This window comes from Streptomyces sp. NPDC029014 (assembly GCF_055564695.1).
In genome coordinates, this window is the sequence record NZ_JBVHVT010000053.1 from 34716 (window position 1) to 60218 (window position 25503).

The 25503-nt window shown below is 74.9% G+C and carries 24 protein-coding genes; 8 read left to right on the forward strand and 16 right to left on the reverse strand.

Annotation, left to right across the window (positions count from 1 at the left end; genetic code table 11):
* Positions 1–50: 50 nt before the first annotated feature.
* The 3 genes from ACZ4VL_RS26500 to ACZ4VL_RS26510 all read right to left on the reverse strand — a co-directional run bounded on the left by ACZ4VL_RS26500 (position 51) and on the right by ACZ4VL_RS26510 (position 2785).
* On the reverse strand, positions 51–512 hold the full coding sequence (locus ACZ4VL_RS26500; protein WP_468204591.1) for an SRPBCC family protein: 462 nt from the start codon (positions 510–512) through the stop codon (positions 51–53).
* On the reverse strand, positions 509–2062 hold the full coding sequence (locus ACZ4VL_RS26505) for an MFS transporter (protein WP_468204594.1): 1554 nt from the start codon (positions 2060–2062) through the stop codon (positions 509–511). Before ACZ4VL_RS26505 ends, ACZ4VL_RS26500 begins: the two co-directional genes overlap by 4 nt.
* Before the next feature lie 135 nt (positions 2063–2197).
* Entirely contained in the window at positions 2198–2785 is a 588-nt protein-coding gene (locus ACZ4VL_RS26510) for a TetR/AcrR family transcriptional regulator (protein WP_468204596.1), read from the reverse strand.
* A 250-nt stretch (positions 2786–3035) separates the two neighbouring features.
* Between ACZ4VL_RS26510 and ACZ4VL_RS26515 the strand changes: the two genes are divergently transcribed.
* Entirely contained in the window at positions 3036–4301 is a 1266-nt protein-coding gene (locus ACZ4VL_RS26515; protein WP_468204641.1) for a PP2C family protein-serine/threonine phosphatase, read from the forward strand.
* A gap of 40 nt (positions 4302–4341) precedes the next feature.
* On the opposite strand, the gene ACZ4VL_RS26520 is transcribed toward ACZ4VL_RS26515, so the two are convergent.
* From ACZ4VL_RS26520 to ACZ4VL_RS26535, 4 genes are all read right to left on the reverse strand, one after another.
* A complete protein-coding gene (locus ACZ4VL_RS26520; protein WP_468204598.1) occupies positions 4342–5565 on the reverse strand; it encodes an NAD(P)/FAD-dependent oxidoreductase in 1224 nt (407 codons plus the stop codon).
* 136 nt (positions 5566–5701) lie between these two features.
* A complete protein-coding gene (gene sigJ / locus ACZ4VL_RS26525; protein ID WP_468204600.1) occupies positions 5702–6646 on the reverse strand; it encodes an RNA polymerase sigma factor SigJ in 945 nt (314 codons plus the stop codon).
* A 56-nt stretch (positions 6647–6702) separates the two neighbouring features.
* Entirely contained in the window at positions 6703–7671 is a 969-nt protein-coding gene (locus ACZ4VL_RS26530; protein WP_468204602.1) for a hypothetical protein, read from the reverse strand.
* Positions 7672–7769: 98 nt separating this feature from the next.
* Positions 7770–8363, reverse strand: coding sequence for a TetR/AcrR family transcriptional regulator (locus tag ACZ4VL_RS26535; protein WP_468204604.1), 594 nt, complete (start codon positions 8361–8363; stop codon positions 7770–7772).
* Between the two features lie 87 nt (positions 8364–8450).
* Between ACZ4VL_RS26535 and ACZ4VL_RS26540 the strand changes: the two genes are divergently transcribed.
* Both ACZ4VL_RS26540 and ACZ4VL_RS26545 read left to right on the forward strand, forming a co-directional pair.
* Entirely contained in the window at positions 8451–8879 is a 429-nt protein-coding gene (locus tag ACZ4VL_RS26540) for a nuclear transport factor 2 family protein (protein WP_468204606.1), read from the forward strand.
* The gene (locus ACZ4VL_RS26545) at positions 8876–9730 is read left to right on the forward strand and encodes an NAD(P)H-binding protein (RefSeq protein ID WP_468204608.1); all 855 of its coding nucleotides are present in this window, start codon (positions 8876–8878) and stop codon (positions 9728–9730) included. Before ACZ4VL_RS26540 ends, ACZ4VL_RS26545 begins: the two co-directional genes overlap by 4 nt.
* A gap of 50 nt (positions 9731–9780) precedes the next feature.
* Here the strand turns inward: ACZ4VL_RS26545 and ACZ4VL_RS26550 are convergent, their stop codons facing one another.
* Positions 9781–10896, reverse strand: coding sequence for a hypothetical protein (locus ACZ4VL_RS26550; RefSeq protein WP_468204609.1), 1116 nt, complete (start codon positions 10894–10896; stop codon positions 9781–9783).
* 412 nt (positions 10897–11308) lie between these two features.
* On the opposite strand from ACZ4VL_RS26550, the gene ACZ4VL_RS26555 reads away from it, so the two are divergent.
* The 4 genes from ACZ4VL_RS26555 to ACZ4VL_RS26570 all read left to right on the forward strand — a co-directional run bounded on the left by ACZ4VL_RS26555 (position 11309) and on the right by ACZ4VL_RS26570 (position 14317).
* A complete protein-coding gene (locus tag ACZ4VL_RS26555) occupies positions 11309–12085 on the forward strand; it encodes a response regulator transcription factor (RefSeq protein WP_468204611.1) in 777 nt (258 codons plus the stop codon).
* Positions 12082–13554, forward strand: a complete 1473-nt coding sequence (locus ACZ4VL_RS26560) for a sensor histidine kinase (protein ID WP_468204614.1) — start codon at positions 12082–12084, stop codon at positions 13552–13554. The genes ACZ4VL_RS26555 and ACZ4VL_RS26560 overlap by 4 nt, the downstream gene beginning before the upstream one ends.
* Before the next feature lie 137 nt (positions 13555–13691).
* The gene (locus tag ACZ4VL_RS26565; protein WP_468204616.1) at positions 13692–14102 is read left to right on the forward strand and encodes a hypothetical protein; all 411 of its coding nucleotides are present in this window, start codon (positions 13692–13694) and stop codon (positions 14100–14102) included.
* Positions 14099–14317, forward strand: a complete 219-nt coding sequence (locus ACZ4VL_RS26570) for a hypothetical protein (RefSeq protein WP_468204617.1) — start codon at positions 14099–14101, stop codon at positions 14315–14317. Before ACZ4VL_RS26565 ends, ACZ4VL_RS26570 begins: the two co-directional genes overlap by 4 nt.
* 105 nt (positions 14318–14422) lie before the next feature.
* On the opposite strand, the gene ACZ4VL_RS26575 is transcribed toward ACZ4VL_RS26570, so the two are convergent.
* The gene (locus tag ACZ4VL_RS26575) at positions 14423–14629 is read right to left on the reverse strand and encodes a hypothetical protein (RefSeq protein ID WP_468204619.1); all 207 of its coding nucleotides are present in this window, start codon (positions 14627–14629) and stop codon (positions 14423–14425) included.
* A gap of 220 nt (positions 14630–14849) precedes the next feature.
* Between ACZ4VL_RS26575 and ACZ4VL_RS26580 the strand changes: the two genes are divergently transcribed.
* Positions 14850–16076 carry a serine hydrolase domain-containing protein gene (locus ACZ4VL_RS26580; protein ID WP_468204620.1) on the forward strand — a complete coding sequence of 409 codons (1227 nt, stop codon included), beginning with the start codon at positions 14850–14852 and terminating at the stop codon, positions 16074–16076.
* Between the two features lie 26 nt (positions 16077–16102).
* Here the strand turns inward: ACZ4VL_RS26580 and ACZ4VL_RS26585 are convergent, their stop codons facing one another.
* From ACZ4VL_RS26585 to ACZ4VL_RS26615, 7 genes are all read right to left on the reverse strand, one after another.
* A complete protein-coding gene (locus ACZ4VL_RS26585) occupies positions 16103–16828 on the reverse strand; it encodes a 4'-phosphopantetheinyl transferase family protein (RefSeq protein WP_468204623.1) in 726 nt (241 codons plus the stop codon).
* Positions 16829–16882: 54 nt separating this feature from the next.
* The gene (locus tag ACZ4VL_RS26590; protein ID WP_468204625.1) at positions 16883–18322 is read right to left on the reverse strand and encodes an MFS transporter; all 1440 of its coding nucleotides are present in this window, start codon (positions 18320–18322) and stop codon (positions 16883–16885) included.
* Complete coding sequence (gene argH, locus ACZ4VL_RS26595; protein ID WP_468204627.1) at positions 18319–19902, reverse strand: argininosuccinate lyase; 1584 nt, start codon at positions 19900–19902, stop codon at positions 18319–18321. The genes ACZ4VL_RS26590 and argH overlap by 4 nt, the downstream gene beginning before the upstream one ends.
* Positions 19899–21179, reverse strand: coding sequence for an ATP-grasp domain-containing protein (locus ACZ4VL_RS26600; protein WP_468204629.1), 1281 nt, complete (start codon positions 21177–21179; stop codon positions 19899–19901). The genes argH and ACZ4VL_RS26600 overlap by 4 nt, the downstream gene beginning before the upstream one ends.
* Entirely contained in the window at positions 21176–22234 is a 1059-nt protein-coding gene (locus tag ACZ4VL_RS26605; RefSeq protein ID WP_468204631.1) for a PLP-dependent cysteine synthase family protein, read from the reverse strand. The genes ACZ4VL_RS26600 and ACZ4VL_RS26605 overlap by 4 nt, the downstream gene beginning before the upstream one ends.
* A 5-nt stretch (positions 22235–22239) precedes the next feature.
* On the reverse strand, positions 22240–23157 hold the full coding sequence (locus ACZ4VL_RS26610; protein ID WP_468204633.1) for a GHMP family kinase ATP-binding protein: 918 nt from the start codon (positions 23155–23157) through the stop codon (positions 22240–22242).
* A 177-nt stretch (positions 23158–23334) separates the two neighbouring features.
* A partial coding sequence (locus ACZ4VL_RS26615) for an AMP-binding protein (RefSeq protein WP_468204635.1) occupies positions 23335–25503 on the reverse strand: 2169 nt, incomplete at its 5' end.

The following is a 25503-nucleotide window of genomic DNA, read 5'->3' on the forward strand; positions in this document are numbered from 1 at the left end:
CTGGGGTGGCGTGCGGGTGCGGGTGCGGGTGTGCGGGGTGCGGGCCGGCGTCAGGCGGTTTCCGCCGTGCTCTTCAGGGCCGCCAGCCAGCGCTCCAGGGACTGCCGGAGTGCCTGGCCGAGCGCCTCGGGCTCGGCGTCGACGGGGGCTCCGCTCCAGGACTCCTCGGTGTGGACGGTCACCGTTGCGTCGGCCGTCTCCTCGAAGGTCCATACGTGGATGCCGTCGATGCCGTGCGCGGGACCGCCCCAGACGATGCGGTGTCCGGGTACGAGCTCCAGGACGGTGGAGGTGATGTCCAGCCCGTGGGTGTGCCACCGGAAGACGGCTCCGACCGCGAGCGGGCCGGTGGGCTCGGCCCGGGTGATGTCCGGGTTCCAGGTGGGCCAGGCCGCGATGTCGGTGTGCAGCTCCCAGACGCGGGCGAGCGGGGCACGGACGGTGGTGTCGAGCCGTACGACGGCGGGCGCGGACTCGTCGATGGTGTACGGGGCCGGGGTCTGCGGGTTCATCGGTGGGCTCCTTCGGTGGTGTCGTCTTCGGTGGTGTCGTCTTCGGTGGCTTCGCCGGTGGTGCCGGCGCTGGCGGGGTCCGGGGCCGGGGCGCGGCGGGACAGCAGCGGGGTGGCGGCCGCGGCCGCGGCGGCGGTGGCGGCGGCCAGGAGGAAGGCCGCCCGGTAGCCGTCGGCGAGTGCGGCCGGGCCCTCGGCGGGGGCGGCGGCGGTGACGGCGGTGACGGCGGTGCCCAACAGGGTGAGGCCGACGGCGCCGCCGAGCTGGCGGGTGGTGTTGACCAGCCCGCCGGCGACTCCGGCGTCGGCCGGGCGGACGCCGCTCACCGCCGCGCCGGTGAGCTGGACGAAGGCGAGGCCGAGGCCGAGGCCGATGAGCGCGGTCGGGCCGGTCAGCGCGGCGAGGCCGGTGCCCGGCGCGCTGAGCAGGGCCAGCCAGGCGAGTCCGACGGCCTGGGCGAGGAGGCCCGCGGCCAGGGTGCGGTACGGGCCGAGCAGGCGGGCCAGGCGCGGGGCCAGGGAGGAGCCGAGCATGTTCGCTGCGGCGAGCGGGACTTGGGCCAGGCCTGCGGCCAGGGGGCCGGCGCCGAGGACCTGTTGCTGGAGCAGCGGGAGGTAGAAGAACAGTCCGACCCAGACGGCGCCGAGCAGGGCCATCAGGAGGTTGGCCGGGGCGACGAGGCCCTGCCGGAGCAGCCCGGGCGGCAGCAGCGGCGCCGGGTGGCGCTGCTCGGTGCGCAGGAAGAGGAGCAGCAGGAGCACGGCGGCGGCGAGCGGCCCGAGGACGTACGGGTCGGCCGGGCCGGAGCTGCGGACGGCCGTGAGCCCGTAGACGAGGGCGGCGACCGCGGCGGTGACGGACAGCCCGCCGAGGAGGTCGATGCGCGCCGGGCCGGCGGCGGCACCCGGCCGGCGGCCGGGATCGGCGGGGACGGACCGGCGGCCGGGATCGGCGGGGACCAGGCGGAGGGTCGCGGTGACGGCGAGGGCGGCGCCGAGCCCGCAGGCGTGGAAGATCCAGGGCCAGCCGAAGGCCTCGGTCATTACGCCGCCGAGGAGCACCCCGGCCGCGCCGCCGGCTCCGGAGACGGCGCCCCACACGCCCAGGGCCCGGGCGCGGCCGCCGCCGGGCGGGAAGAGCCGTATGACGAGGGCGAGCGCGGCGGGGGCGGCCGCGGCGGCGCCGACGCCCTGGACGACGCGGGCACCGATGAGCAGCCAGGGGGTGCCGGCCAGTCCGGCCGCCACCGAGGCGGCGGCGAACAGGCCCAGTCCGGCGGTGAGGGCCCGGCGGGCTCCCGCCAGGTCGGCGGCGCGGCCGCCGAGGAGCAGCAGGGCCCCGAAGGCGAGGCCGTAGGCGTTGACCACCCAGGACATGCCGGTGTCGGAGAGGGCCACGCCGTCCCGGATGTGCGGGAGGGCGACGTTGACGACGGACGTGCTCAGGACGACGACGAACTGCGCTGCGGCGAGCGCGGCGAGCACGCCGGCGCCCGTCCCGACCGCTCGCCTTCCCGCTGACGCGTCCGGCTCCTCCGCGGGGTGCGGCATGACGGCGGACTCCCTTCCTACGATGTATGTGTGGTTAACCACTCACTCATTGGGTCGAAAAGAGGCCCCCGGCCGGTTGCCCGGCACGGGTCGACCCACGCCCCCCGCCCCGCGGGGCGGGGGCCGGGGCCGGGCTCAGTAGTGCGTGATGCCCGCGGCGAGCGTGCGCATCCAGGGCGCGTCCGCCACGCCCGCGTCATCGTCCGCATCCACGCCGAGCGAGACGACGAGGTGACAGAGCATGCCGACCGCGAAGAACTCCTGGATCTGCCGTTCGTCCCCGCCGGAGGCGCCGCGGACGTACTCCACGACACGCGCGTACCCCGCGCGGACCGCCTCGCGGATCACCGGTTCGGAGACGGCGGCCGCCTGGGCGTGCAACTGGACCAGCAGCAGGTCGTTGTCGCTGATCAGCCGGGCGTACGCGTCTCCCATGGAGGCGAGGACGGGCTCCGGCGAGGCGCCCCCCGCCTCGGCCGCGCCGCGTTCGAGGGCGGCGCGGACCTGGGCGAAGCAGTGCTCGACGACCGCCACGAACAGGGCCTCCTTGTTCGGGAACAGGCGGTAGACGTACGCCTGCGAGATGCCGGCCGCCTTGGCGACCTCCGTGGTGGTGGTCCCGAAGTAGCCGCGGGCGGCGAAGGCGCCGATCGCGGTGCGGAGCACCGTCTCGCGGCGTTCCTCGGCCGTGGAGAGTTGGCGTGGGCGTCGTTCCGTCTGCATGTGAGTAATAAACCACTCACACTTTGGGGTGTCAACCCCGCCCGCCGGGAAGGCGCACCGGGGGTCCGCCGGCGACGGGATCGGCGCACGGGGCGTCAATGCCGCTCGTCGGGGATACGAGCTGCTGGGATGGCGGAGCGAGCGGGGGCTTCAGCGACGGAGGTGGCGCTTGAACCCAGACGACGGGTCGCCCGGCGACGGATCCGCGCAGGGGCCCGTGCCGACCTGGCGGGACTGGGTCGGGCAGGCGGTGGAGTCCATCGGCACCAGCCTCGACGAGCAGACGACCTGCGCGGAGCTGGCCCTCTTCCTGTGCCGGCGGCTGTGCGAGGCGGCGGCGGTGGACCTGCTGCCCGAACCCGTGACGACCTCGCGCACGAGAGCCGGCGCGCGGTCGGCAGCGGGGCTGGACCGGGTGGCGACGGCCGGACGGACCGAACTGCTCCAGGAAGGGGGCCCGCAGGACGCGCACGGCCTGTCGGTGCGGGCGGTGGACGACGGCCACCCGATCACCGTGTCGTCGGGGCCGGTACGGCCGGGCCGGGGCGAGCTGCACGCCGTGTCGGCGCCGCTGGTGACACGGGGGCGGCTGTACGGCGCGGTGGTCGCCGTACGCACGGACGCACCCGCCCCGGCACGCACGACCGGTGCCGGCGCGGGGCCCGGGGAGGAACCACCGGGAAGCGGGGCCTTCACCGACGAGGAGACCGCGGTCGTGCACTTCGCGGGCCGGCTGGCAGCCGTACACCTCAGGCACGCCCAGGAGCACAGCACCACGCACAGCACGGCGCTCAACCTCCAGCAGGCGCTGCTGGCCGAGCCCGGCCGGCCGCACCCCAACCTCGACCTGGCCACCCGCTACCTGCCGTCCGGCACGGGCGTGCTGGTGGGCGGGGACTGGTTCGAGACGGTCCGGCTGCACTACGGGCGCACCCTGCTGGTGATGGGGGACGTCATGGGGCACGGGCTCGACGCGGCCGTGGACATGAACGCCTACCGCTCCATGCTCCGCTACGTCGCCTCGACCGACCTGCCCCCGCACCGGGTACTGCGGCAGCTCGACGCCGCGGTGTCGGAGGAGGGCACCCGCCGCCCGGCGACGTGCCTGCTGGTCCGGATCGACCCGGCCCGCGGGACCGCGGCGTTCTCCAGCGCGGGCCACCTGCCGCCGGCGGTGTTCGGCCCGGACGGCAGCGGCACGCTGATCGACGTACCGGTCGGCCCGCCGCTGGGCACCGGCCTCGGCGGCTACGAGCTGACCACGCGCACGGTCACGCCCGAGGAGACGCTGCTGCTGTTCACGGACGGCCTGGTGGAGCGGCGCGGCGAGGACATCGACGTCTCGCTGGCCCGGCTGGCGGGGCTGCGGCTGCCGGTGGGCACCGGGGTGCAGCAGTCGCTGGACCAGGTGCTGCTGTCCCTGGACGCGGTGCACGCCGAGGACGACGTCGCCGTACTGGCGGCACGGATCCGGCCCCGCCCCGATCACGGGCCGCACGGCGCGGATCCGGCCTGAGGGCCGACGCGGTCGCCGTGCCGTCCCCCCCGTTCCCGGGTCAGGCCGACGCGGTGACGGCCGAGCCGGTACGGGCCTGGGCCGCGTCCGGTACGACGGTGACACGGCGGCGGCGCACCGGCAGGCCGAAGGTCGGGTTGGCGACGCCCCAGGCGGCGGCCTTGCAGATCAGCTCCTTGTACAGGGCGGCGAGGCGGCCGGTGAGGGCCGCGCTGACGGTGCGGTCGTCGGCGGTGACGTACTGGATCAGGCCCTCCTTGCGGCCCAGCGAGATGCACTGGTTGAAGTAGCGGATCGGCACGTTCGGGAGCTTTCCGCCGGTCAGGCGGGCCGCGATGGCGTCGGCGGCCTGCCATGCGGCGGGGGTCCCCGAGGCGCACGACATGCGCAGCGGCTTGTCGCCGGGGCCCATGGCCAGGGCCGCGTCGCCGACGGCGTAGACGTCCGGGTGCGAGACCGAGCGCATGGTGGCGTCGACCACGATCCGGCCGGTGCCGGTGACTTCGAGGGTGGTGGCGCTCGCGATCGGGTGGACGGCGAAACCGGTGGCCCACACGGTGACCGCGGCCGGGACGGCCCCGCCGTCGGCGGTGGTGATGCGGTCGGCCTCGACGGCGGTGACGGCGGCGTGCTCGTGCACGGTGATGCCGAGCCTGCCGAAGACCTTGCTCAGGTGGCCGCGGCCCTTGGGCGAGAGCCAGTCGCCGAGCCCGCCGCGGGCGGCGAGGGCGACGTCGAGGTCGGGGCGGGCCTCGGCGATCTCGGTCGCGGCCTCCAGGCCGGTGAGGCCGCCGCCGACGACGACCACGGGCTGCCCGGCGCCCAGGCCGGCCAGCCGGTCGCGCAGCCGCAGTGCTCCGGGCCGGCCGGCGATCTCGTGGGCGTACTCGGCGACGCCGGGGACGCCCTGGTCGTTCCAGCCGCTGCCGAGGGCGTACACGAGGGTGTCGTAGGCGAGTTCGGCGGCGCGCCCCTCGGCATCGGTGACGGAGACGTTCTTGCGGTCGACGTCGACGGCGGTGACCTTCCCGAGCAGCAGCTCGACACCGGTGCCGGCGAACATCTCGCCGAAGGGGCGGGGCCCCAGGTCCTGGCCGGTCGCGAGCTGGTGCATGCGGACGCGCTCGACGAAGTCGGGCTCGGCGTTGACGAGGGTGATGGCCACGTCGTCGCGGTGCAGCCGCTTGGCGAGCCGGCCGGCAGCGACCGCTCCGGCGTATCCGGCACCGAGGACGATGATGCGGTGCTGCGTGCGCTGCTGCATGTGCCTGCTCCTGTCTGGGCGGGTCGGCCGCTGTCTTGCGCGGCTTCGCACCTTGAACCGGGCAGCCCGCCGTTCCCTGACAGGTCGGCGGTGTGAAGCACGTCACATCGGCCGGGGGCGGGTGGGGGCGGGTCGGTCAGAAGGCGCGGAACACGGGCTCCCCGTGCTCCGCAGCGGCCCACACCCCGGTCGCGCGCTCCAGCTTGTCGGGGTTGACCTGGTTGCGGAACGCGGCGATGCCGTCGGCCGTGATCTCCAGGCACATGACGCCGACGACCCGGCCGTCGACGACCGCCACGACGGCGGGACCGCCGTTGGCGGTGGCCAGGTGGATCCCGGCCGAGCCGCCGACCAGGGCCCGCTTGGCCGGCCCCGGCTTGAACAGGCCCCGCATGAACTTCGCGACCGCGACGGCGCCCTCGAACGCCTTGGCGCGGGCGGGGACCTTCCCACCGCCGTCGCCGATCGCGATGGCGTCGGAGGTGAGCAGTTGTACGAGCGGCTCGGTCTTCCCGCTGGTGGCGGCGGCGAGGAACTCCTCGACGATGCGCCGGGCCGCGGCCCGGTCGATCTCGGTGCGGGCCCTGCCGTCCGCGATGTGCTTCTTGGCCCGGTGGAGGATCTGCTGGCTGGAGGCCTCGCTGATGTCGAGGATCTCGGCGATCTCCCGGTGCGGGTAGTCGAACGCCTCCCGCAGCACGTACACCGCCCGCTCGTTGGGGGACAGCCGCTCCATGAGCGTGAGCACCGCGTACGAGACCGACTCCCGCTGCTCGGCGGTGGCGGCCGGGCCGAGCATCGGGTCCCCGTCGAGGAGCGGCTCGGGGAGCCACTCGCCGACGTAGGTCTCGCGCCGGGCGCGGGCCGAAGCGAGCTGGTTGAGGCACAGGTTGGTGAGCACCTTCGTCAGCCAGGCCTCGGGCACCTCGATGCGTCCGACGTCGGTGGCCTGCCAGCGCAGGAACGTGTCCTGCACGGCGTCCTCGGCCTCGCTCGCGGACCCGAGCAGCCGGTAGGCGATGGCCTCCAGCCGCCCCCGCGCGCCCTCGAACAGGTCCACGTCCTCCACGGTCAACGGCATGCGGTGATCCTAACCGCCGCGCGGAAGGGTTCGGGCAGCTCGGGGAGCTCGGGGCGTCATCCGTCGCCGGTTTCCTCGGCCCGTAGGCGGCGGTCGGCGGCTTCGGCGGCCTTCCCGGCCCTCTGTGCCGCCGCCTCGGCCCGGTGGTGGTGCTTCTGCGCGGCCGCTTCCGCCTTCTCCGCGGTTTCCAGCCGCAGTTGGAGGGCGCGGAGCCCTTCTCGCGCGGCCTCGGCCTCCCCCTGCGCCCGCTCCAGGGCCCCGGCCGCCTCGGCGAGGTCCGCCTCGGCCCGCTCGCGCTCGGCCCCGGCTTCGGCCGCGGCCCGCCGGGCGGCGCGCACACGCCCCTCCCGCTCGCGGGCGCGCCGCCCGGCCGCCGCGTCCCGCGCCGGGGGCGGGGGCGGGGGCGGGGTCTCCGGTACCGGCTTCCGCTTCCGCTTCCGCTTCGACGTCGGCTTCGACGTCGGCTCCGGCTCCGGCTCCGGCTCCGGCGGGAGTTCGGCCGGTTCCGGCGGCTTGCGGGCCGCAGCCGCGGCCGAGGGGGCGGGCTCCACGCCTTCGAACCCGACCGGGGACCGCGGCGCCGCCGTCAGCCGGCCGGCGAGCCACTGCCGGCCCGCCTCCTCGTCCGTCAGCAGGGCGTGAAAGATCCGCTCGACCTCCCGCAGCACGCTCTCGGTGGTCCGCTCCCCCGCCTCGGCCGCCAGCCGTACGGTGTCGCGCGCGAGCGCGTCGATCACCTTGTGCTGCTCCCCGGACAACGCGCGCAGTTGCGCTCCGTCCAGTTCCCGGTGCGCCGTGCGCAGCCGGGCCCCCAGACGCAGCAGCCCTTCCGCCTCGCCGGGTCGGGCGCGGGCGAAGAGGCCCACCGCCCACAGGGCGAGGGTCGGCTTCCGCAGGCTGCCGATGCGGCGGGCGCCTGCGGTGTCCTTCTCCCGCCGGGCCCGGGCGACGTACGCGTCGCGCGCCGCGACGAACTGCGCCGGCCGGAGCCCGTACAGCTCGGAGACCACCTGCTCCACGTCCACCCCACCACGATGGACCCGGGGGCCGCGCGAACCGGGCGGCGACACCCGGCAGCCCCGTACGCGGGCGGGCCGGCCGGGCCGGCCGGCCCGTCGCGGGGTCAACTCCTGTCGTCGCCGGCGGCGAGGACCCTGGTGGTGAAGTCCGCCAGCTGTGCCCGCATGCGCTCCCTCGCTACGCCCTCCTGTCCGGCCAGGTGCTCGACGAGGTCGGCGCGGGTGGCCGCGAGCAGTGCGTGGGCGGTGAAGTCGCCGTCGGTCAGGCCGGGGACCTGCTCCAGCACGGCGCGGAGCAGGTCGTGCCACTGCTCGTAGTGCTCCGCCCGGTACGGGCTGGTGCTGCCGCTCCCCTCCAGGGCCAGCGTGAGGCGCCGGTTGTCGAGCTTGAAGCACAGGAGGGCGTCGAGCAGGGCCGGGACCCGCTCCTGCGGCGGGGCGGCCGGGCCGAGCGGCGGCGGGCCGGCTTCGGCGGCCTCCCTGAGCGGTTCGAGCCGTGCCGCGTACAGCGCGCGGAGCAGCCCGGCGCGATCGCCGAAGGCGCGGAAGAGCGTCCCCTTGCCGACGCCTGCCGCTGCCGCGACGTCGGCCATGGTGACGTCCTCGGGGCTCTCGCGGCGGGCGAAGAGGGCGTCGGCGGCCGCGAGGACGGCCTCCCTGTTGCGGGCGGCGTCCTTGCGGGCCCTGGGTTCGGGCATGGTGCTCCTCCGTTTGCAAAGCGGACCCCCGGTCCGTATCGTCAAAACCGGACCCAGGGTCCGTATTCTACGAAGGGGAGGATACCCGTGTCCGCACCGACTTCTCCGGCGGATCTGTTCCGCCACAGCCTGCGGCTGCTGCTCGACAAGGACGTTCCCGGGTGGGTCGCCCTGTGGGCCGAGGACGGCCTCATGGAGTTCCCGTTCGCCCCCGAGGGCTGGCCCGCGCGCCTGGAGGGCAAGGCGGCCGTCGCCGCCTACATGCGCGACTACCCCGCCCACATCGACCTGCACGACTTCCCCGCCGTGCGGATCCACCGGACCACCGAGCCGGAGACCATCGTGGTCGAGATGCGCGGGGTCGGCCGCCTGGTGGCGACCGACGCCCCGTTCGACATGACCTACATCGCCGTCGTGACCGTCCGCGACGGGCGCATCACCTCCTACCGCGACTACTGGAACCCGCTCGCCGTCCTCGAAACCGGCACCGACTTCCTCACGGGGAGCACCCGATGACCAGCACCCCCCTCCGCGCCGGCACCACCCTGGTCATCGGCGCCACCGGCACCACCGGCGGCCGCGCCGCCGCGCAGCTGACGGCCGCCGGCCACCGCGTCAGGGCCGCCAGCCGGCGCGCCGCCCCGGTCCCCGGCGCCGAGCCGGTCACGTTCGACTGGTACGACCCCGCCACGCACGCCGCGGCCCTCGACGGGGTCGACCGCGTCTACCTCGTACCGCCCGTCGGCGACCCCGACCCCGCGGCCGTCATGATGCCGTTCCTCCACCGGGCCCGTACCGCTGCCGGGGTGCGCCGCGCGGTGCTGCTGAGCTCCTCGGCCGTCCCCGCGGGCGGCCCGGGGGTGGGGGCGGTGCACCGGGCGCTGCCCGACCTGTTCGACGAGTGGGCGGTGCTGCGGCCGTCGTGGTTCATGCAGAACTTCACCGGCGCGCACGCGCACGCCGTCAGCATCCGCGAGGACGGCGTCGTCCTGACCGCCACCGGGAGCGGCCGGGTCGGCTTCGTCGACGCCGAGGACATCGCGGCCGGCGCGGTGTGCGCCCTGACCGACGCGCAGGCCCCGAACACCGACCTCGTCCTCACCGGGCCGCAGGCGCTCGGCTACGACGACGTGGCCGCGGCCGTCACCGAGGTAACCGGCCGGCCCGTGGTCCACCGCCGGCTGTCGTACGAGCAGATGCGCGACCGCCTCGCGGCCGTCCTGCCGGTGGAGTTCGCCGCCATGCTGGCCGGCATGGACCGGGCCATCGCCGAGGGGGCGGAGGACCGCGTCACCGACACCGTCCAGCGCCTCACCGGCCGACCGCCGGGCACCTTCCGCGCCTTCCTGGAACGGGAGATGCGCTAGTGCTGTGACCGGCCTGCCCCGGGGAGGGGCGCCCTGACACCCGTCCCGTACTACGCCAGCGCCTCGGGCGTGCCGTGCCGCAGCAGCTCCATGCGGCGCCGGACCGCTTCCACGGCGCCCCGGCGCCGGCCGGGAACGCGGGCGCGCAGCGCGACCAGGCGCGCGCCGAGCTCCCGGGCCCGCTGCGGGTCCCGGACTTCCTGCCACTGGTGGTGGGCACGGTCCACGGCCCCTTCGACGGTCGCGTCGTCCGGCGCGTGGTTGCGGGCGAGGCGGGCGTCGGCGGCCGCCATCCACAAGGCGCAGCTGCGCGCGGCGTCGCCGGCGAGGTGCGCGAGGTCGGCCCGTACCTCCAGCCAGTGCACGGCCTGGGCGGAGCCCGGGCCGTGGATGCGCACGGCCCGGGCCTCCCAGGTGGCGGCGAGGCTCTCGGCCCGCTCGTGCTGCCCGGCGTGGGCGGCGGCGAGGACGGCCGGCAGCGGGTCCTCGTCGACCGTGGCAGGGGGTGCCGGTGTGGCGTCCACGGCGAGGAACAGCGAGCCGTCGGCGCCCGCCCGGGCTGCGGCCTCGGCGTGGAGTTCCGCGAGCGGCGGGTTCAGGCCGCTGCGCCAGGTGCCGGCGACGGCCTTCAGATAGGCCGGTTCCGCGACGCGGTGGCGGGGCGGGGGCGGGGAGACACGGCCGTACAGGGTGGTGCCGACGCCGAGGGCGAGGCCGTACGCACGGATCTGCTGCCAGGCGTCGGGGGCGGCGACGAGGTCCACGAGCACGGTCGTCGTGCCGGGGCGGCGCGGCTTCAACTCCCCCACCAGCCAATGCCAGGGCAGGGCGGTGTAGCGCAGGGCGGCCGGTGTCGTCCGGGCCAGGGCGACGTGGAGCAGGCGCTGTCGGGCGTCGAGGTGGAGCTGACCGGCCAGGCAGACGGTGAGGTGGCCGGGTGCGGCGGCTGCGGCTCGGATGCGGGTGAGGACGGTCTGCTGGTCGGTCGGGTCGGCCAGCTCGACGATGGTCCCGGCGGCCGCGGTGCGGGTCAGGGTGCCGGTCGGCACGGCGGCGAGGGTGGGCAGCACGCTGGTGGCGTCGATGAGCCGGCCCTTGCCGGCCGGGGCGGCCGCGAGCAGCAGCGCGGTTCCGGGTGGTGTCGTGTTCTCTGCTGTCATCGCCATCGCCACACCCGCACCGTACGCCCTCCGCGGCGCGGACCACTCGGCGGCTGCCGCCCCCGTGGGAGCGGGCGTCGGGGATTCCCAGACGGTGCGCGCGCCTCGCACTTTCGTCCGACGGGGGCCTCCGGGGGCGCCGGGGCGGCGCCCGCCCCGTACGGTCCCTTCTGTTCAGTCCCTGTCAAGGTGCGCAGGTCATGGCCGCTCTCCCGCTCCGGGCAGGTACTGAAGGGACCGAACTCCGCAACTGTGCTCGGACTCGCGTCTCGTATCGTCTCGTATCCTCCCTGGACACCCGGGGACGTGGCCGGGACGCGGGACCGATGCCGTCGCCGCGGTGTTCCGGGCTCGGGCAGGGTCCGGGAGCGGGATCGGGAGCGGGATCGGGAGCGGGATCGGGATCGGGGTGGGGCGGATGGCCGGCGGTGCGGGTGCCGGGGGCGTGGTGCTGGTGGCGGACGATGACGCCGCCATCAGGCGCTCGCTGGAGCGCGGGCTGCGGTTGAGCGGGTTCAGCGTGCTGCTCGCCGCGGACGGGGCCGGGGCGCTCGCCACCCTCGCCGAGCGGAGCCCCGACGTCTTCGTGCTGGACGTGTCCATGCCCGGGCTGAGCGGTATCGAGGTGTGCCGGGTCCTGCGGGCGCAGGGTGACGAGACGCCCGTGCTGATGCTGTCGGCCCTCGACGAGCTCGCCGACCGGGTCGGCGGGTTGCAGGCCGGGGCGGACGACTACCTGGTGAAGCCGTTCGCGCTGGAGGAACTGGTGCTGCGCCTGCGGGCGCTGCTGCGCCGCCGGCCGGCGGGGCCCGCCGAGCCCGGTCCGGACGCGCCGCTACGGGCCGGGCCGCTGGTCGTCGACCCGGCGACGCGCGAGGTGAGCCGTGACGGGGTCGCCGTACACCTCACGCGCCGGGAGTTCGAGCTGCTGGCCACGCTGGTGCGCAACGCCGGCATCGTCCTCACCCGCGACCAGCTGCTCGACCGGGTGTGGGGCTACGACTTCGAGGTGCGGACCGACGCCGTCGACACGTTCGTCAGCTACCTGCGCCGGAAGTTGGAGGAGGGCGGGCGGCCGCGCCTGATCCACACGGTGCGCGGGGTGGGCTTCGTCCTGCGCGTCGACGCCGACACCGACGCCACGGCCGCCTCCACCGCCACCGCCACCGCCGATGACCGCCGGAGGGGCGCATGAAGCTCGCCACCCGGGTCGCGGTCTCGGTGACCGTGGTCGTACCGGTGCTCGTGCTCGCCGCGGGTCTGCTGCTGCTCGGCCTGGTCCAGCGGGACCTGCGCCAGCAGCAGGACGCCCGGCTGCAGGAGCGGGGCCCGGCGGTGCTCCCGGACGTCAGGGCGCTGCTGAACGCCGACCGCAACGACCGGCCGAAGGCGGAGCAGAACCAGCAGCGCAAGGTCCTCGGCGGCGTCATGGACGCCGGGATCCGGGTGCGGAACGCGCAGGGGTCGGTGGTGCTGGAGGGCGGGCCGCAGCCGGCCGACGCGGTGCAGCTGCCCGAGCGGACCCCGGACGGCCCGGTCACCGTCCGGGCCAAGGGCCACGCCTGGCGGGTACTCAGCGTCCCGGTGGCCGGGCCCGCGCCGGGCACCCTGTGGCTGTTCGCCCCGGCCTCGGCGACGGACCCGCAGCTCGCGGCGGTACGCCGCCGTGTGCTGCTGGTCGCCGTACTGGCGGCGCCCGTCTCCGGGCTGGTGGCGTACGGGCTGGCGGGCCGCGCCACCGCGTCCGTACGGCGGCTGAGCCGGCGGGCGGCCGCCCTCGACCCGGCGGCGGGAGCGGCGGCCTTCGCGACCGCGCCGGTCGGCGTGGCCGAGGTGGACGAGCTGTCCGCGGCGATCGCCGCACTGCTGGCCCGCTACGACGAACAGGCGGCCAGGACCGCGCAGGCACTGGACACCGCCCGGTCCTTCTCCTCGGCCGCCTCGCACGAACTGCGCACGCCGCTGATGAGCATGCGGACCGACCTCGACGTCCTCGCCGCACATCCCGACCTGCCCGCCGACGAGCGGGCGGAGGTGGTGCGCGACCTGCAGGGCGACCACGCGCGGCTGCTCGAACTCCTGACGGCGCTGCGCATGCTGGCCCTGGGCGACCTGGTGGACGTCTCCTCGTTCGGGCCGGTCGACCTGTGCGAGCTGGTCGACTCGGCGGTCGGCGAGGCCTCCCGCCGCCACCCCGAGGCGCGGCTCACCGCCGATCTCCCCGCCGATCTGCGGGTCTTCGGGTGGGAAGCGGGACTGCGGATCCTGCTCGCCAACCTGCTGGCCAACGCCGTCGTCCACGGCCACCCGCCGCAGGAGCCGCCGCGGATCACCGTACGGCTGCGCACGGAGGACGGCAGCGCCGTCCTCACCGTCGACGACACCGGCCCCGGTGTCCCGCCCTGCGAACGGGAGGCGGTCTTCCAGCGGTTCCACCACCGACCGGGCAGTCCGGGCTCCGGGCTGGGGCTGACGCTGGTCGCGCAGCAGATCGCGCTGCACGGCGGCACCGTCACCGTGGAGGACGCGCCGGGCGACGACCCGGGCGGCACCGGTCGCACCGGCGCGCGGTTCTCCGTACGCCTTCCGCTGCCCGTCCCGGACTCACCCGCCGCGTGGGTGCCGGCGCGGCGCGCCTGGCTGTCGTTGTCGTCGGGCGGCTGAGCCGTCGAGCCGGTCGAGCGCGGGCGGCGGCCGGTCACAAAGAAACCACAAGAACGGTCCCTACGGTCCTGCCTGGCCGGACCGCCCGTTCGTGGCGGCCGCGTTCGCACCGACAGCGACACCTAAGGGGAACCGCCATGCTCACCAACCGCAGGACCGCTGCTGCCGCGCTCGGCACCGTCGTACTGACCGGCGCACTGCTCGGCGCCTCGCCCGCGCAGGCCGACGCCGGAGCTCCGTCCGCCGCCCCGTCGGCGAAGTCCACGCCGCAGGGCGACGGCTCCAAGGCGCTCTGCAAGCGCCTGCCGAAGGTCGAGGCCCGGGTCAGCGCCGCCCTCACCCGGCTCAACGGCGACGCCTCCGTCGTCGGGTCGATCGCCCGGCTGGAAAAGCGCGTCGCCGAGGCCAAGACCGCCGGCCACACCGAGGTGTACACCTACCTCAACGACCGCCTGACCGCCCGCAAGGCCATGCCGGCGACCCTGCAGAAGCGCCAGACCGACCTGAAGGCCGTCAGCACCTGGTGCGCCGCCCAGGGGAACAAGTGACCGCCCGGATCCGCGGCGCCGCGGCCCTCGCGGCGCTGGCCGCCGGAGCGGCGCTGCTCCTCACCGGATGCGGGGGCGGTGCGGAGTCCGCGCCGGCCGGGCAGTCGGTGAGCGGAGCCGACTCGGGGCAGGCGGCGGAGATGCAGCAGAAGCTGGACGCGGCCGAGCAGGCAGCGTCCGACGCGGACAAGGACGCCAACGACGACGACAAGTGAGCTGCGGACGCCGTCGACGGCGGTGATCCGCCCGGCAGGCCGCCCGAGGGCCGCCGTCCCCGCTGAGGGGGCGGCGGCCCTCGGGCGCGTGGGCGTCCGGGCGTCCTACGGCGACGTCGGTGACTGCCCCCGCTCCGTGCTCCGGGCGGCGCGGGTCTGCTGCCACTGCTCCGTGACCTGCCGCAGGGTCCCGCTCACGAGGACCAGGAATTCGGCGGAGGCCCCGAAGCGGGCGCCGGCCGGGGTCGCGGCCCCGAACACCTCGGTCGCCTGCTGCGATGCGGCCATCTTGCCTGCGTCGCGCGGGCGCACCGGCTGCACAGTAAGCGTTCACACATAGCCCATTGCAATGCAGGCCCCGCCACGTATTGCATTCGACGTCACCATCATTGCAACGAAGGGCCCTCATAAGCCTTGCAGAGTCGGCCGAGAGGGCCTCCTTTCTTGTTGACGAAATTGTGAACGCAATATAGCTTCGTGAGCGTTCAGGGATTCCCGAACGAACGGAACACCGTACGCAAGGAGATGCGTGATGGAACACGGCAACGGCGGCTTCTCCCGGGCCGGGCTGCGCAAGTGGCGCGACGTGCTGGCACGGCACGTCGACTCCGGGAAGATCCCCGGGCTCGTCGCGCTCGTCAGCCGGGGCGACGAGACGCACGTCGAAGCGCTCGGGACCATGCGCCACGACGGTGGCCCGCCGATGCGCCGGGACACGATCTTCCGGATGGCCTCGACGTCCAAACCGCTCGGGATCGCGCCGGCGATGGTCCTCCTCGACGAGTGCAGGCTGCGGCTGGACGATCCGGTGGATCCGTGGCTGCCCGAACTCGCCGACCGGCAGGTGCTGAAGCGGGTCGACGGACCGCTGGACGACACCGTGCCGGCGCGCCGGCCCATCACCGTACGGGATGTGCTGACCTGCACGTTGGGGCTCGGCATGGACCTGACGGCGATGAACACCCCGGTCATGGGGGCCGTGTTCGAGCTCGGCCTCACCGGCCACGGAGGGCCGCTGCCCGACCCGGACGAGTGGATGCGCCGCCTGGGCACGCTCCCGCTGATGCACCAGCCCGGCGAGCAGTGGCAGTACCACATCGGCTCCGACCTCGTCGGCGTGCTGGTCGCGAGGGTCACGGGCCGCTCGTACGAGAGCTTCCTGCGCGAACGCGTCCTCGACCCGCTGGGGATGGCGGACACCGGTTTCCACGTGCCCGCCGACAAGATCGACCGGCTGCCGCCCAGCTACGCTCCCGATCCGCAGACCGGCGCGTTCACGGTGTGGGACGAGGCGGCCGGCGGGAGGTACAGCGCGCCCCCGGCGTTCCAGGCCGGGGGCGGCGGGGTGGTCTCCACCGTGGACGACTACCACGCCTACTTCCGGATGCTGCTGAACCGCGGGACGCACGGGAGCGAGCGGATCCTGTCCCGGCCCGCCGTCGAGCTGATGACCACCAACCGGCTCACGCCCGAGCAGGAGAGCGTCCGGTCCGCCCTGGCCCGCAACAGTGTCCACGTGTCGTTCGGCCAGGGTCAGCAGGGCGGCTGGGGCTTCGGGATGGCGGTGCGCACGTACCGCGGCGACTACGCGCCCCTCGGCCAGTTCGGCTGGGACGGCGGCACCGGCACCTCGGCGTACGCCGACCCGGACACGGGGCTCACCGGCATCCTGCTCACCCAGGTCGGCCTGTCCGTACCGGCTCCGGCGCAGCTCATCCACGACTTCTGGACCACGCTCCACCAGGCAGTCGAGGACTGACACCGGGCCCGCGCGCAGCCGGTCGGCTACGCGCGGGTCAGACGGTGCAGGGGCAGGGGGCCGGCGGACAGGGGTTCGCGGACGGCCGCCGAGGCCACGTAGCCGCGGTCCACCGGGACGTCCACGAAGTGCCAGTCGCCGCGGGACCGGCGGTCGCCCGCGAGGTCCAGGCCGATGTAGTCCGTGGCCGGGTCGCGGCCGAGGCCGGTGCCGAGTCCCTTGAGGTAGGCCTCCTTGCGGGTCCACAGGCGGGCGATGGCGCGCGGACGCCGGACCGGGTCCAGCCGCCGGGCCTCCTGCTGCTCGTCGGGGTGGAGCATCAGGGCGAGTTCGTCGCTCTCCGCGGCGTCGGACACCAGTTCCACGTCCACGCCGATCGGGGCGCGGGCCACGCCGATCAGCACCAGGTCGCTCCGGTGGGACAGCGAGAAGTGGAGGTCGCCGAGGAAGCCGTCGAGGGCCGGGCGGCCGTGCGGGCCGCCGCAGCAGGGGCATTCCTCGCGCACGTAGCGGACGTCCGCCGGTGGGACCGCCAGGTACGAGCCCAGTACGGCGCGCAGCGCGACGTGGGCCGCGGTGAAGCGGATGCGGTCGGCGGGCCGGGCGAGGGCCGCGGCCCGCTCGCGTTCGGCGGGGTCCAGGGTGGCCGGGTCCGCGAAGGAGTCCGGGGTGTCGGACAACCGCAGCAGCCACAGGTCGGGGGACCCGGGTGCGGGTCGGTCACGCCGTTCAGCCTGCGCCTTGATGTCCACTGGTGCTTCCGACCTTTGTCTCGGTGGTGCTCGGCTCCCTCGCGGGAGGCCCCGTCACATGTCGCGGTCCTCCGCCGCGTACGCGGTCCGCGCCGCCCGTCCCGCCGCTGTTCCTGACGCCGTTCCGGACGCCGTTCCGGACGCCGCCTCCGACGCGGTTCCCGAGGCCGCATCCGACGCCGTTCCCGACGGCGCATCCGACGCCCTGACCGGTTCGTCCACCGGCCCGTCCGTTCCGCCCGCGCTCCCCGTCGGCGGCGCCGTCGGCAGGTCGCGGCGGCCGCCCAAGGGGCGTACGACCAGCATCAGGCTGCTGACGGCGAGCCCCGCGGTGAGCAGCCACAGGGTCGGGCGGAGCCCGATGGCGGTGCCGAGGACCCCGCCGAGGAGTGCGCCGACCGGTACCGAGCCGTAGTTGGCGACGGAGTGGCTCGCCGTGATGCGGCCGAGCAGTTCGGGCGGGCAGTACGCCTGACGGAACGCGCCCTGGATGACGCTGCCGCAGACCACGCCCACCGACAGCCCGGCCAGGCCCAGGGCGAGGAGCGTCACCCGCCACCCTTCGCCGGCCAGCGGGATCAGCAGTCCCAGCGGGGCGGTGACGAGTTTGCACAGCAGCATGCCGCGTGCGCTGCCGAAGCGGCGGGCGGTCGGGGTGGCGACGAGGGCTCCGAGGAGTCCGCCGACGCCGCCCGAGGCGAGCAGCCAGCCCACCGCGCCCTCGCCGACGCCCAGTTCGCGGACGAGGAAGACGGTGAGGATGGCGTGGCAGCCGGTCAGCAGCAGGTTGGTGACCGCCCCGTACGCGGTGAGCAGGCGCAGGTAGGGGTCGCGCAGGGTGTGGTGCAGGCCTTCCCGGATCTCCTGGCGCAGCCGGGTGGGCGCCGCAGGCTTCCCGGGGTGGGGTTCGCGGTCCCGGATCGCGATCAGGCAGAGCGTGGACACGAGGAAGGTGGCGCCGTTGGCCAGCAGCCCGGTCACGGCGCCGAAGGCCTGGGCCAGCAGACCGCCGACGCCCTGGCCGCCGAGCTGCGCCACGGACTCGCTGCCCTGGAGTTTCGCGTTCGCTTCCGGCAGGTCCTCCTTGGCCACCACCGACGGCAGGTAGACCCGGTAGGCGATGGAGAACAGGACGCTCGCGCAGCCGGTCAGCAGCGCCACGGCGAGCAGGTGCGCCAGGGTGAGGGCGTCGAGCCAGGCGGCGACGGGGACGGAGGCGAGCAGGACGAGCGAGCCCAGGTTGCAGGCGATCATCAGCGGGCGGCGGCGTACCCGGTCCACCCAGGCTCCGGCCGACAGCCCGAACAGCAGCCAGGGCAGCCAGGCCGCGGCGGCGAGCACGCTCACCCACATCGTGCCGGCCTGCAGGGTCACCACGGCGACCAGCGGCATGGCGACGGCGGAGATGCTGCTGCCGAACCTGCTGACGGTCTCCCCGAACCACAGCAGCCCGAAGTCGTGTTGGCGCACCAGGGCGCTCCGGCCTGCGTTCATGCGGACTCCACGATCCCCTGCACCGTCGCGGTGAGCTGCTCGGCGGCGCGCGTCCAACGCTCCCGTCGTGCGGTCACCTCGGCCTGCAGCCGGTCCAGTTCGGCGCCGAGCCGGTCGAGGGCGGCCTCGGCCGAGGCCGCGCCGGGGCCGGCGCCGTGGACGCAGGCGGCGGCGACGTCGGCGGGGTCCAGCCAGGAGGCGGCGGCTTCCGGCCCGGTCGGCGCGAGGGCCGCGACCTCGGGGCGGGCCCGACCGGCCTCGGTCAGGGAGACGCCCTGCTCCAGGGCGCCGAGTACGGTCTCGCCCACCAGGTGGTGGGCCTCCCGGAACGGCATGCCGTCCATGACGAGGCGTTCCGCGAGGTACGTCGCCGTGGTGAAGCCGTCCACGGCCCGCTGCGCCATGCGCTCGGGCTCCGGCTCCGCGCCGCCCACCACCAGCCGCAGCAGGGTGACCGCGTCGGCCGTGCCGCGCAGGCCGGGCCAGAGGTGGCGTACGGCCTCGCCGCCGACGGCGATGGCGTTGGTGAATCCGGCGGTGCCCATCGCCGCCGCGGCGGCGGTGAAGCCGCCCGCGGCGGCGGTCGACCGGCCCTGGATGTGCTCCAGCAGGAAGGGGTTGCGTTTCTGGGGCATCATCGAGCTGGAGCCGACCAGGTCGTCGGCCATCCGCAGCAGGCCGAACTCCTCCGAGGTCCACCAGCCGAGGTCCCGGGCGGCCCGGGCCGTCGTCACGCCGAGGACGGAGCAGGCGGCGAGCAGGCGCAGCACGAAGTCGCGGGAGGCGACCGCGTCGACGGAGTTCGGGGCCGTGCCGGTGAAGCCGAGCAGCTCGGCGGTGCGCTCGGGGGCGATGGCGACGGAGGTCCCGCCGACGGCTCCGGCGCCGAGGGGGTTGACGTCGAGTTCCCGGCCCGCGTCGAGCAGCCCGTCGAGGGCGCGCAGTACGGCGGTGGCCACTCCGGCCAGGTAGTGCCCGTAGGTGATGGGCACGGCGGGCTGTCCGTGGGTGTACGCGGGCATGGTGACCCCGCGGTGGGCGGCGGCCCGGTCGAGGAGGGTGCGGGCCAGGGCGGCGGTCCCGTCGAGGAGTTCGCCGTAGGGTGCGCGCGCTTTGAGGCGTACGGTCGTCGCGTTGAGGTCGTTGCGGGACCGTCCGGTGTGCAGGACGCCGCCGACCCGCTCGCCGAGCAGTTCCACGAGCCGGCCCTCGTACGCCAGGTACACGCCGCGCGGCATGGGCATGCCGCGCAGGGCCGCGAAGTCGTCGGCGCGCAGGGCGGTGATGGTGCGCAGCAGGGCGGCGGTGCGGCCGGTGTCGACGATGCCGCGTTCGGCGAGCATGACGAGGTGGGCCCGGTCCACCTCGCTGATCAGGTGCAGCTCCTGGCCGAGGCCGTCCGGGCCGGTGTCCGGGAGGTACTGGTCGTAGACGATGCGGTGCGCCTCGTCGTGGAGGGTGGTGCGCAGGCGGCCGGTGTCCGCTCCGGCGGAGCCGGCTGCCGCCCCGGTGGCGGCGGGACCCGTGGTCGGGGCGGGCGGCGTGGGCGCCGCGGGCGGGGCGGGAGCCGTGGTGCTCATGCGGCCTCCTTGAGGATCGACGGTTCGCCGCACGCTGCGCCCGGGGCGGGCAGCAGGGCCGTTGCCAGCCGGTCCAGCGCCTCGTCGGCGAGCGCCGCCGAGCGGTCGGCGTCGGGTGCGGTGGTGATGACGTGGCCCAGGCGTCCGCGGAAGTCCTCGGCCGGGGCGACGGCGCTGCCCGGAGCCCGGTACAGGGCGGCGTCCACGACCCCCGGTATCGCGCGCGCCCGGGACACGGCGGTGCCGGTGGCCTCCGCGGTGCCGAGGACCCCGTCGGCTTCGGCGGTCAGGAAACGGATGGACGCGCCCGCCTCCCGGGACCGTTCCGGTTCGACCGGCTCGCCGACGGCCGCCCGCACCTGGGCGGCGACCAGGTCGATGCCGTAGGCGTGCCGCACCAGCTCGGGGATCAGGCCGCCGGCCAGCCGCGGGTTGACCTCGATCACCCGGGGCGTGCCGCCGTCCAGCCGCAGCTCCACGTGGGCCGCGCCCCAGCCGAGGCCGAGCGCCCGTACGGCGTGCTCCGCGCACGCGGTCAGGGCCGCGTGCTGCTCGGCCGGCAGGGCGGCGGGCAGGTCGTGGCCGGTCTCGACGAACACCGGCGGCGGGCCGACGTGCTTGGCGACCACCGCGACGGCCCGGCGCCCGACCACCTCGACCGAGAACTCCCGGCCCGACAGGTAGGACTCGACGAGGATCCGGGACGGGGCGGCGAGCCCCCGCTCGTTCACGCCGGCGGCGAGCAGCTCGCCGGCGTGGGCGGCGACCTGCCGGAGGGTGGTGCACAGCCGTACGCCCAGGCTGCCGGAGCCCTGCACCGGCTTGACGACCACGGGCAGTCCGAGGACGGAGGCGACGGCCACCGCCTGCTGCACCCCGCCGACGTCCTTGTAGCCGGGCACGGGCACCCCGGCGTCGTCGAGGAGCCGGCGCTGGCGCGCCTTGTCGCGGCAGGCACGCACCGCTTCGGCGGACGGTCCCGGCAGGCCGAGCCGGGCCGCGACCTCGGCGGCGGTGGCGACGAAGTACTCGGAGCTGGACAGTACCCCGGCGACGGGGGCGGTCCGGGCCAGTTCGCGGACCGCCCGCCACAGGGCGGCGGGGTCGGCGGTGTCCACGGTGACGGTGGGCAGCCCGTCCGCGGCGGCGTACGGGTAGCGTCCGGGGTCAGCGGCGAGCAGGACCGGCCGGAGGCCGGCCTCGGCGGCGCGCTGCGCGAACTGGCGTCCCGTACCGGTGGTGTTGGACTCGATCAGGAGCAGCTGCCGGCCGGTCATGCGCCCGCTCCGGGGACCATCACGTCGTCGAAGCGGCGCCGGGCCCACAGCAGCCGGGACCAGGCCGGCGCCGCGTCCAGGGGGTGGTCGACGAGGACGGGGCCGGCGGGGTTGGCGGCCGGTGTGATGCCCTGCTCGCGCAGCCAGGTCTCGCTGTAGACGGTGGACTGGTAGCGGTAGCCCTCGTCGGGGAGCACCATCACGACCTTGCTGTTCGGGTTGTGCTGCGCCCACCAGGCGGCGACCTGGAAGGAGGCGCCGCTCGTGGGGCCCATGAACAGGCCGTGCGTGCGGAACAGGTCGTGCGTGGCGTGGAACGCCTCGGGTGCGGTGACCCAGTGCACCTCGTCGTAGGCGGTGTGGCGCACGTTGCCGGGGTGGATGCTGCTGCCGAGGCCGCGCAGCATGCGGGAGCGGTCCGGGGTGCCGAAGATGATCGAGCCGTGGGTGTCGACTCCGACGAGGTGGAGGGCGGGGTCGGACATCCGCAGGGCCGCCGCCAGGCCCCCGGTGGAGCCGCCGGAGCCGACGGGGCCGACGAGGCAGTCGACGGGGCCGACGGTCGTGCCGATCAGGTCGGCGACGGTGCCGTACGCGGCCGGGTTGTCGGGGTTGTCGTACTGGCCCGGTACGAAGCTGTCCGGTCGGAGCCTGCGCAGTTCCTCCACCCGGGCGAGGCGGGCGCCCTGGATGCCGCCGGGCTGCCCGGTGTCCTCGACGATCTCGACGGTCGCGCCGAGCATCGTCAGCCGGGTGTACAGCTCGCGGTCGATCGCCGAGTCGCCGACGATGGTGAGCGGGTAGCCGCGCAGCCGGCACACCATGGCGAGGCCGAGGGCGAAGGTGCCGGAAGAGGTCTCGATGACCGGGGTGCCGGGCGTGAGGGTGCCGGCGGCCTCGGCCCGGTCGAGGATGTAGCGGGCGGGCAGCAGCTTCATCAGGCTGAAGGCGGCCCCGTAGAGGTTGTCGGTCAGTTGGATGATGCGCGGGAGCTCGGTGGCTTCCACTACAGACGAGTGCAGCTTCGAGGCACCCGCGACCATGGTCGTCGTCATGTTGGTCAGTCACCCGTCGTGAAGATCCACTGTTCGTGGATGCCCGTGCCGTGCAGGAGGTCTTGTGCGTGTTCGGTGCGCGCCCCGACGTCGGGGTCGTCGCGGTCGAAGAGGATTCCGGCGATGTCTCCGCTGTGGGCCGCCTGGACGCCCACGGCGCCGGTCTCGCGGACGATCTGCCGGATCCGGTCGAGTCCGGGTATCGGCAGGTGCCGCTGGTTGATCTCGGTGCTGGCGGTGGCCACGGCGCCGACGAGGGCCACGTCCTTGGTCTGGATGGCTTCCCGGAGCTGGGCCTGGAGTTCGGCGAAGCTCCTGGTCTCGGCGTCGTCGTAGCGGGCCGGCGGGAAGGCGAGGGTGTCGACGCCCTGCCCGTTGCCGTGCGGCCGGGAGCCGAAGCCGAGGACGCGCAGCGGTGGCATGCGGTAGCCGAAGTCCTCGATGACCTGGCCCTCGCGCTGCGCGAACAGCACCGAGCTCTCCTCGAACATCAGCGAGTCGGAGGCCAGTTCGGCCTGTACGGCGAGCCGGGCCACCTCCTCGGGCGGGAGCGAGCCGGTGAAGGCGTCCTTGACCGCCCAGATGGCTGCCAGGACGTCGCTGGTCGAGGAGCCGAATCCGCGGCACAGCGGTACGTCGCTGGAGAGTTCGAGGTGCCCGCCCACGGGACGGCCGCCGGCCGGGTCCAGGGCGGCGATGGTGAGTTCGGCCGCGCGCAGGGCCTTGGTCTTCCAGGCGGGGGAGACCGTCAGTTCGGCGCCGGGCGCGGGCATGAAAGTCGCGTGCGCCTTGTAGAGGGTGCAGGGGAGCGTCACCAGCCCTCTGATGAGGCCGCCCTCGTGCGGGAAGACGCCCTGCAGGATCTCGCCGTGGTGTATGGGAGACGACGCGATGCCGAGGCGCCAGCCGGAATGATCCACCATGTCCCTTGCTTCCTCTGGGGGCCGGACCGCTGCTTGGGTGCCGGCCGGCCGTTCGGACACGTTCACGTTAGGAGAGGCGTCCGGCGCCGCCCGGTGGCCCGGGCGGCAGTTTGCGGGCAGTCCCCGCGCGGGTCCGGGCCGCGCGGGGACGGTGGACCGTCCGGTCACGGCCCGGTGCTAGCGCCGGGCGGGTCGCAGCCGCCGGTCCAGTACGGCGCCGATGGCGCGCAGCGGGCCGGGGTCGGTCATCTCGGCGTGCTTGCAGTCGACGTCGACCTCTTCGATCCGGCCGTGGACGTACGGGGCCCAGGCCGCCGCTGCGCCGAGCGGTGCGGGTGTGCCGGTGGCGTTGAAGAAGACCACGTCCCCTCCGAACGGCCGTTGCGGGACGTGGCGCAGGCGGATGTCCAGGTTGGCGACCGTCGCTTCGACGACCGCGGCGGCCTGGGGTCCGTCGAGCTCGCCCAGCCCCGGGGCCCGGCCGTGCACGAGCCGGGCGATCTCCCGGACGTCCGGCGGGCCGTCGGCGCACCGCAGGGGCGTGTCGGCGGCCGCTTCGCCCAGCAGGCCGTGGAGGACGTCCGCTCCGGTCGTGGGCCGCGGCTCGAAGCCGTCGGGCAGGGGGTAGGCGTCGAGCAGGGCGAGGAGGGCCACCTCCTCGCCGAGCTGCTCCAGCCGCGCGGCGACCTCGTGGGCGACGATGCCGCCGAAGGACCAGCCCAGCAGGTGGTACGGGCCGTGCGGCTGGACGGTGCGGATCGACGCGAGGTAGTCGTCCGCCATCTCCGGCACGGAGGCGGGCCGGCGGTGCGGCTCGGTCAGGAGCCGCGCCTGCAGTCCGATGATCGGCCTGTCCTCGCCGATGTGGCGGAGCAGGCCGGCGTAACCCCAGCTGATGCCGGAGACGGGGTGGATGCAGAACAGCGGTGCGGCGCCTGCCGGGCCCGCTGCCGCCGCCCGGATGGGCAGGACGGCGTCGAGCGGGTTGGCGTTGCCGCCCGAGCCGAGGGCGATGTGCTCGGCGAGCAGTGCGGGCGTCGGGTACTGGAAGAGGTCCCGGATGGTCAGCTTCGTGTCCCAGATGCTGCGGATCCGGCCGATCAGCCGGGTGGCGAGGAGGGAGTGGCCGCCGCGGTGGAAGAAGTTGTCGTCGATGGTCGCGGCGGGCAGGTGGAGGGTGTCCGCGTAGAGGCTGCAGAGGATTTCCTCGGCCGGGTTGCGGGGCGCGCGGCCGGTGGTGGGGTGGTGGTCGAAGTCCGGCCGGGGCAGCGCCCGGCGGTCGAGCTTGCCGTTGGTGGTGAGGGGCAGCGCATCCAGTGCGACGTAGGCGGACGGCAGCATGTATTCGGGGAGGGACGCCGCGGCGTGGCGGCGCACGTGCTCCGTGTCGATGGATCGGCCGGCGGCGGGGACGAGGTAGGCGACGAGCCGCTTGTCCCCGGGCCGGTCCTCGCGGACGGCCACCGCGGCCTGGGCGACGGACGGGTCGGCGAGGAGTACGGTCTCGATCTCGCCGGGTTCGATGCGGAAGCCGCGGAGTTTGAGCTGCTGGTCGGCGCGGCCGAGGTATTCGAGGTGGCCGTCGCGGTTCCAGCGGGCCAGGTCACCGGTGCGGTACATGCGGCTGCCGGCCGGACCGTACGGGTTCGCCGTGAAACGTTCCGCGGTGAGGGCCGGGCGACCGATGTACCCGTGCGCCAGGCCGTGCCCGGCCAGGTACAGCTCGCCGGGGGTGTTCGGGGGCAGCAGTTCGAGGTTCGGCCCGAGCACGTACGCGTGCTTGCCCGCCACCGGCCGCCCGACGGGCACACTCACCCCCGGAGCCGCAGCGGTCAGCGCGTACGTGGTGGTGAACCCCATGCTCTCGGCCGGGCCGTAACCGTTGACCAGGTGCAGGTCGGGGTGGGCGGACAGCACCCTGCTGGTGTGCGTGGGCGAGGCCGCTTCGCCGGCGGTCATGGCTTCGCGGACGGTGCCGAACACCTGCGGGTGTTCGTCGAGCATGTGGTTGAACAGGCTCGCCGACATCTGCAGCGTCGTGATCCCGTGCTCCTCGACCAGCTCGGCGATCTGGTGCGGATCCGTGTGCTGCCCCGGCTGCAGCACGCACGTACCGCCGTGTAGCAGCGGCCCGAACACCTCCAGCGCGAACGCGTCCCACGAGATCGGCGAGCACTGCAGGTAGCTCTGCTGCGGCCCGAAGTGCAGGTAGTCCGGCCCCAGGAACGTAGACGACAGGGCCCGGTGGGAAGCCGCAACACCCTTCGGAGTACCCGTGGACCCGGAGGTGAACATCACGCACGCGATGCCCTCCGGATGCCCGCTCGTCTCGACCGGCGCCCCGGA

Excerpts from the sequence above, each read along its gene's own strand:
- ACZ4VL_RS26500 (WP_468204591.1), bottom strand. The coding sequence starts at position 512 with ATGAACCCGCAGACCCCGGCCCCGTACACCATCGACGAGTCCGCGCCC.
- ACZ4VL_RS26560 (WP_468204614.1), top strand. The coding sequence starts at position 12,082 with ATGAAGCTCGCCACCCGGGTCGCGGTCTCGGTGACCGTGGTCGTACCG.
- ACZ4VL_RS26600 (WP_468204629.1), bottom strand. The coding sequence starts at position 21,179 with ATGACCGGCCGGCAGCTGCTCCTGATCGAGTCCAACACCACCGGTACG.
- ACZ4VL_RS26605 (WP_468204631.1), bottom strand. The coding sequence starts at position 22,234 with ATGACGACGACCATGGTCGCGGGTGCCTCGAAGCTGCACTCGTCTGTA.
- ACZ4VL_RS26535 (WP_468204604.1), bottom strand. The coding sequence starts at position 8,363 with ATGCCCGAACCCAGGGCCCGCAAGGACGCCGCCCGCAACAGGGAGGCC.
- ACZ4VL_RS26610 (WP_468204633.1), bottom strand. The coding sequence starts at position 23,157 with ATGGTGGATCATTCCGGCTGGCGCCTCGGCATCGCGTCGTCTCCCATA.
- ACZ4VL_RS26565 (WP_468204616.1), top strand. The coding sequence starts at position 13,692 with ATGCTCACCAACCGCAGGACCGCTGCTGCCGCGCTCGGCACCGTCGTA.
- ACZ4VL_RS26505 (WP_468204594.1), bottom strand. The coding sequence starts at position 2,062 with ATGCCGCACCCCGCGGAGGAGCCGGACGCGTCAGCGGGAAGGCGAGCG.
- ACZ4VL_RS26590 (WP_468204625.1), bottom strand. The coding sequence starts at position 18,322 with ATGAACGCAGGCCGGAGCGCCCTGGTGCGCCAACACGACTTCGGGCTG.
- ACZ4VL_RS26550 (WP_468204609.1), bottom strand. The coding sequence starts at position 10,896 with ATGGCGATGACAGCAGAGAACACGACACCACCCGGAACCGCGCTGCTG.
- ACZ4VL_RS26555 (WP_468204611.1), top strand. The coding sequence starts at position 11,309 with ATGGCCGGCGGTGCGGGTGCCGGGGGCGTGGTGCTGGTGGCGGACGAT.
- ACZ4VL_RS26545 (WP_468204608.1), top strand. The coding sequence starts at position 8,876 with ATGACCAGCACCCCCCTCCGCGCCGGCACCACCCTGGTCATCGGCGCC.
- ACZ4VL_RS26520 (WP_468204598.1), bottom strand. The coding sequence starts at position 5,565 with ATGCAGCAGCGCACGCAGCACCGCATCATCGTCCTCGGTGCCGGATAC.
- ACZ4VL_RS26510 (WP_468204596.1), bottom strand. The coding sequence starts at position 2,785 with ATGCAGACGGAACGACGCCCACGCCAACTCTCCACGGCCGAGGAACGC.
- ACZ4VL_RS26580 (WP_468204620.1), top strand. The coding sequence starts at position 14,850 with ATGGAACACGGCAACGGCGGCTTCTCCCGGGCCGGGCTGCGCAAGTGG.
- sigJ (WP_468204600.1), bottom strand. The coding sequence starts at position 6,646 with ATGCCGTTGACCGTGGAGGACGTGGACCTGTTCGAGGGCGCGCGGGGG.
- argH (WP_468204627.1), bottom strand. The coding sequence starts at position 19,902 with ATGAGCACCACGGCTCCCGCCCCGCCCGCGGCGCCCACGCCGCCCGCC.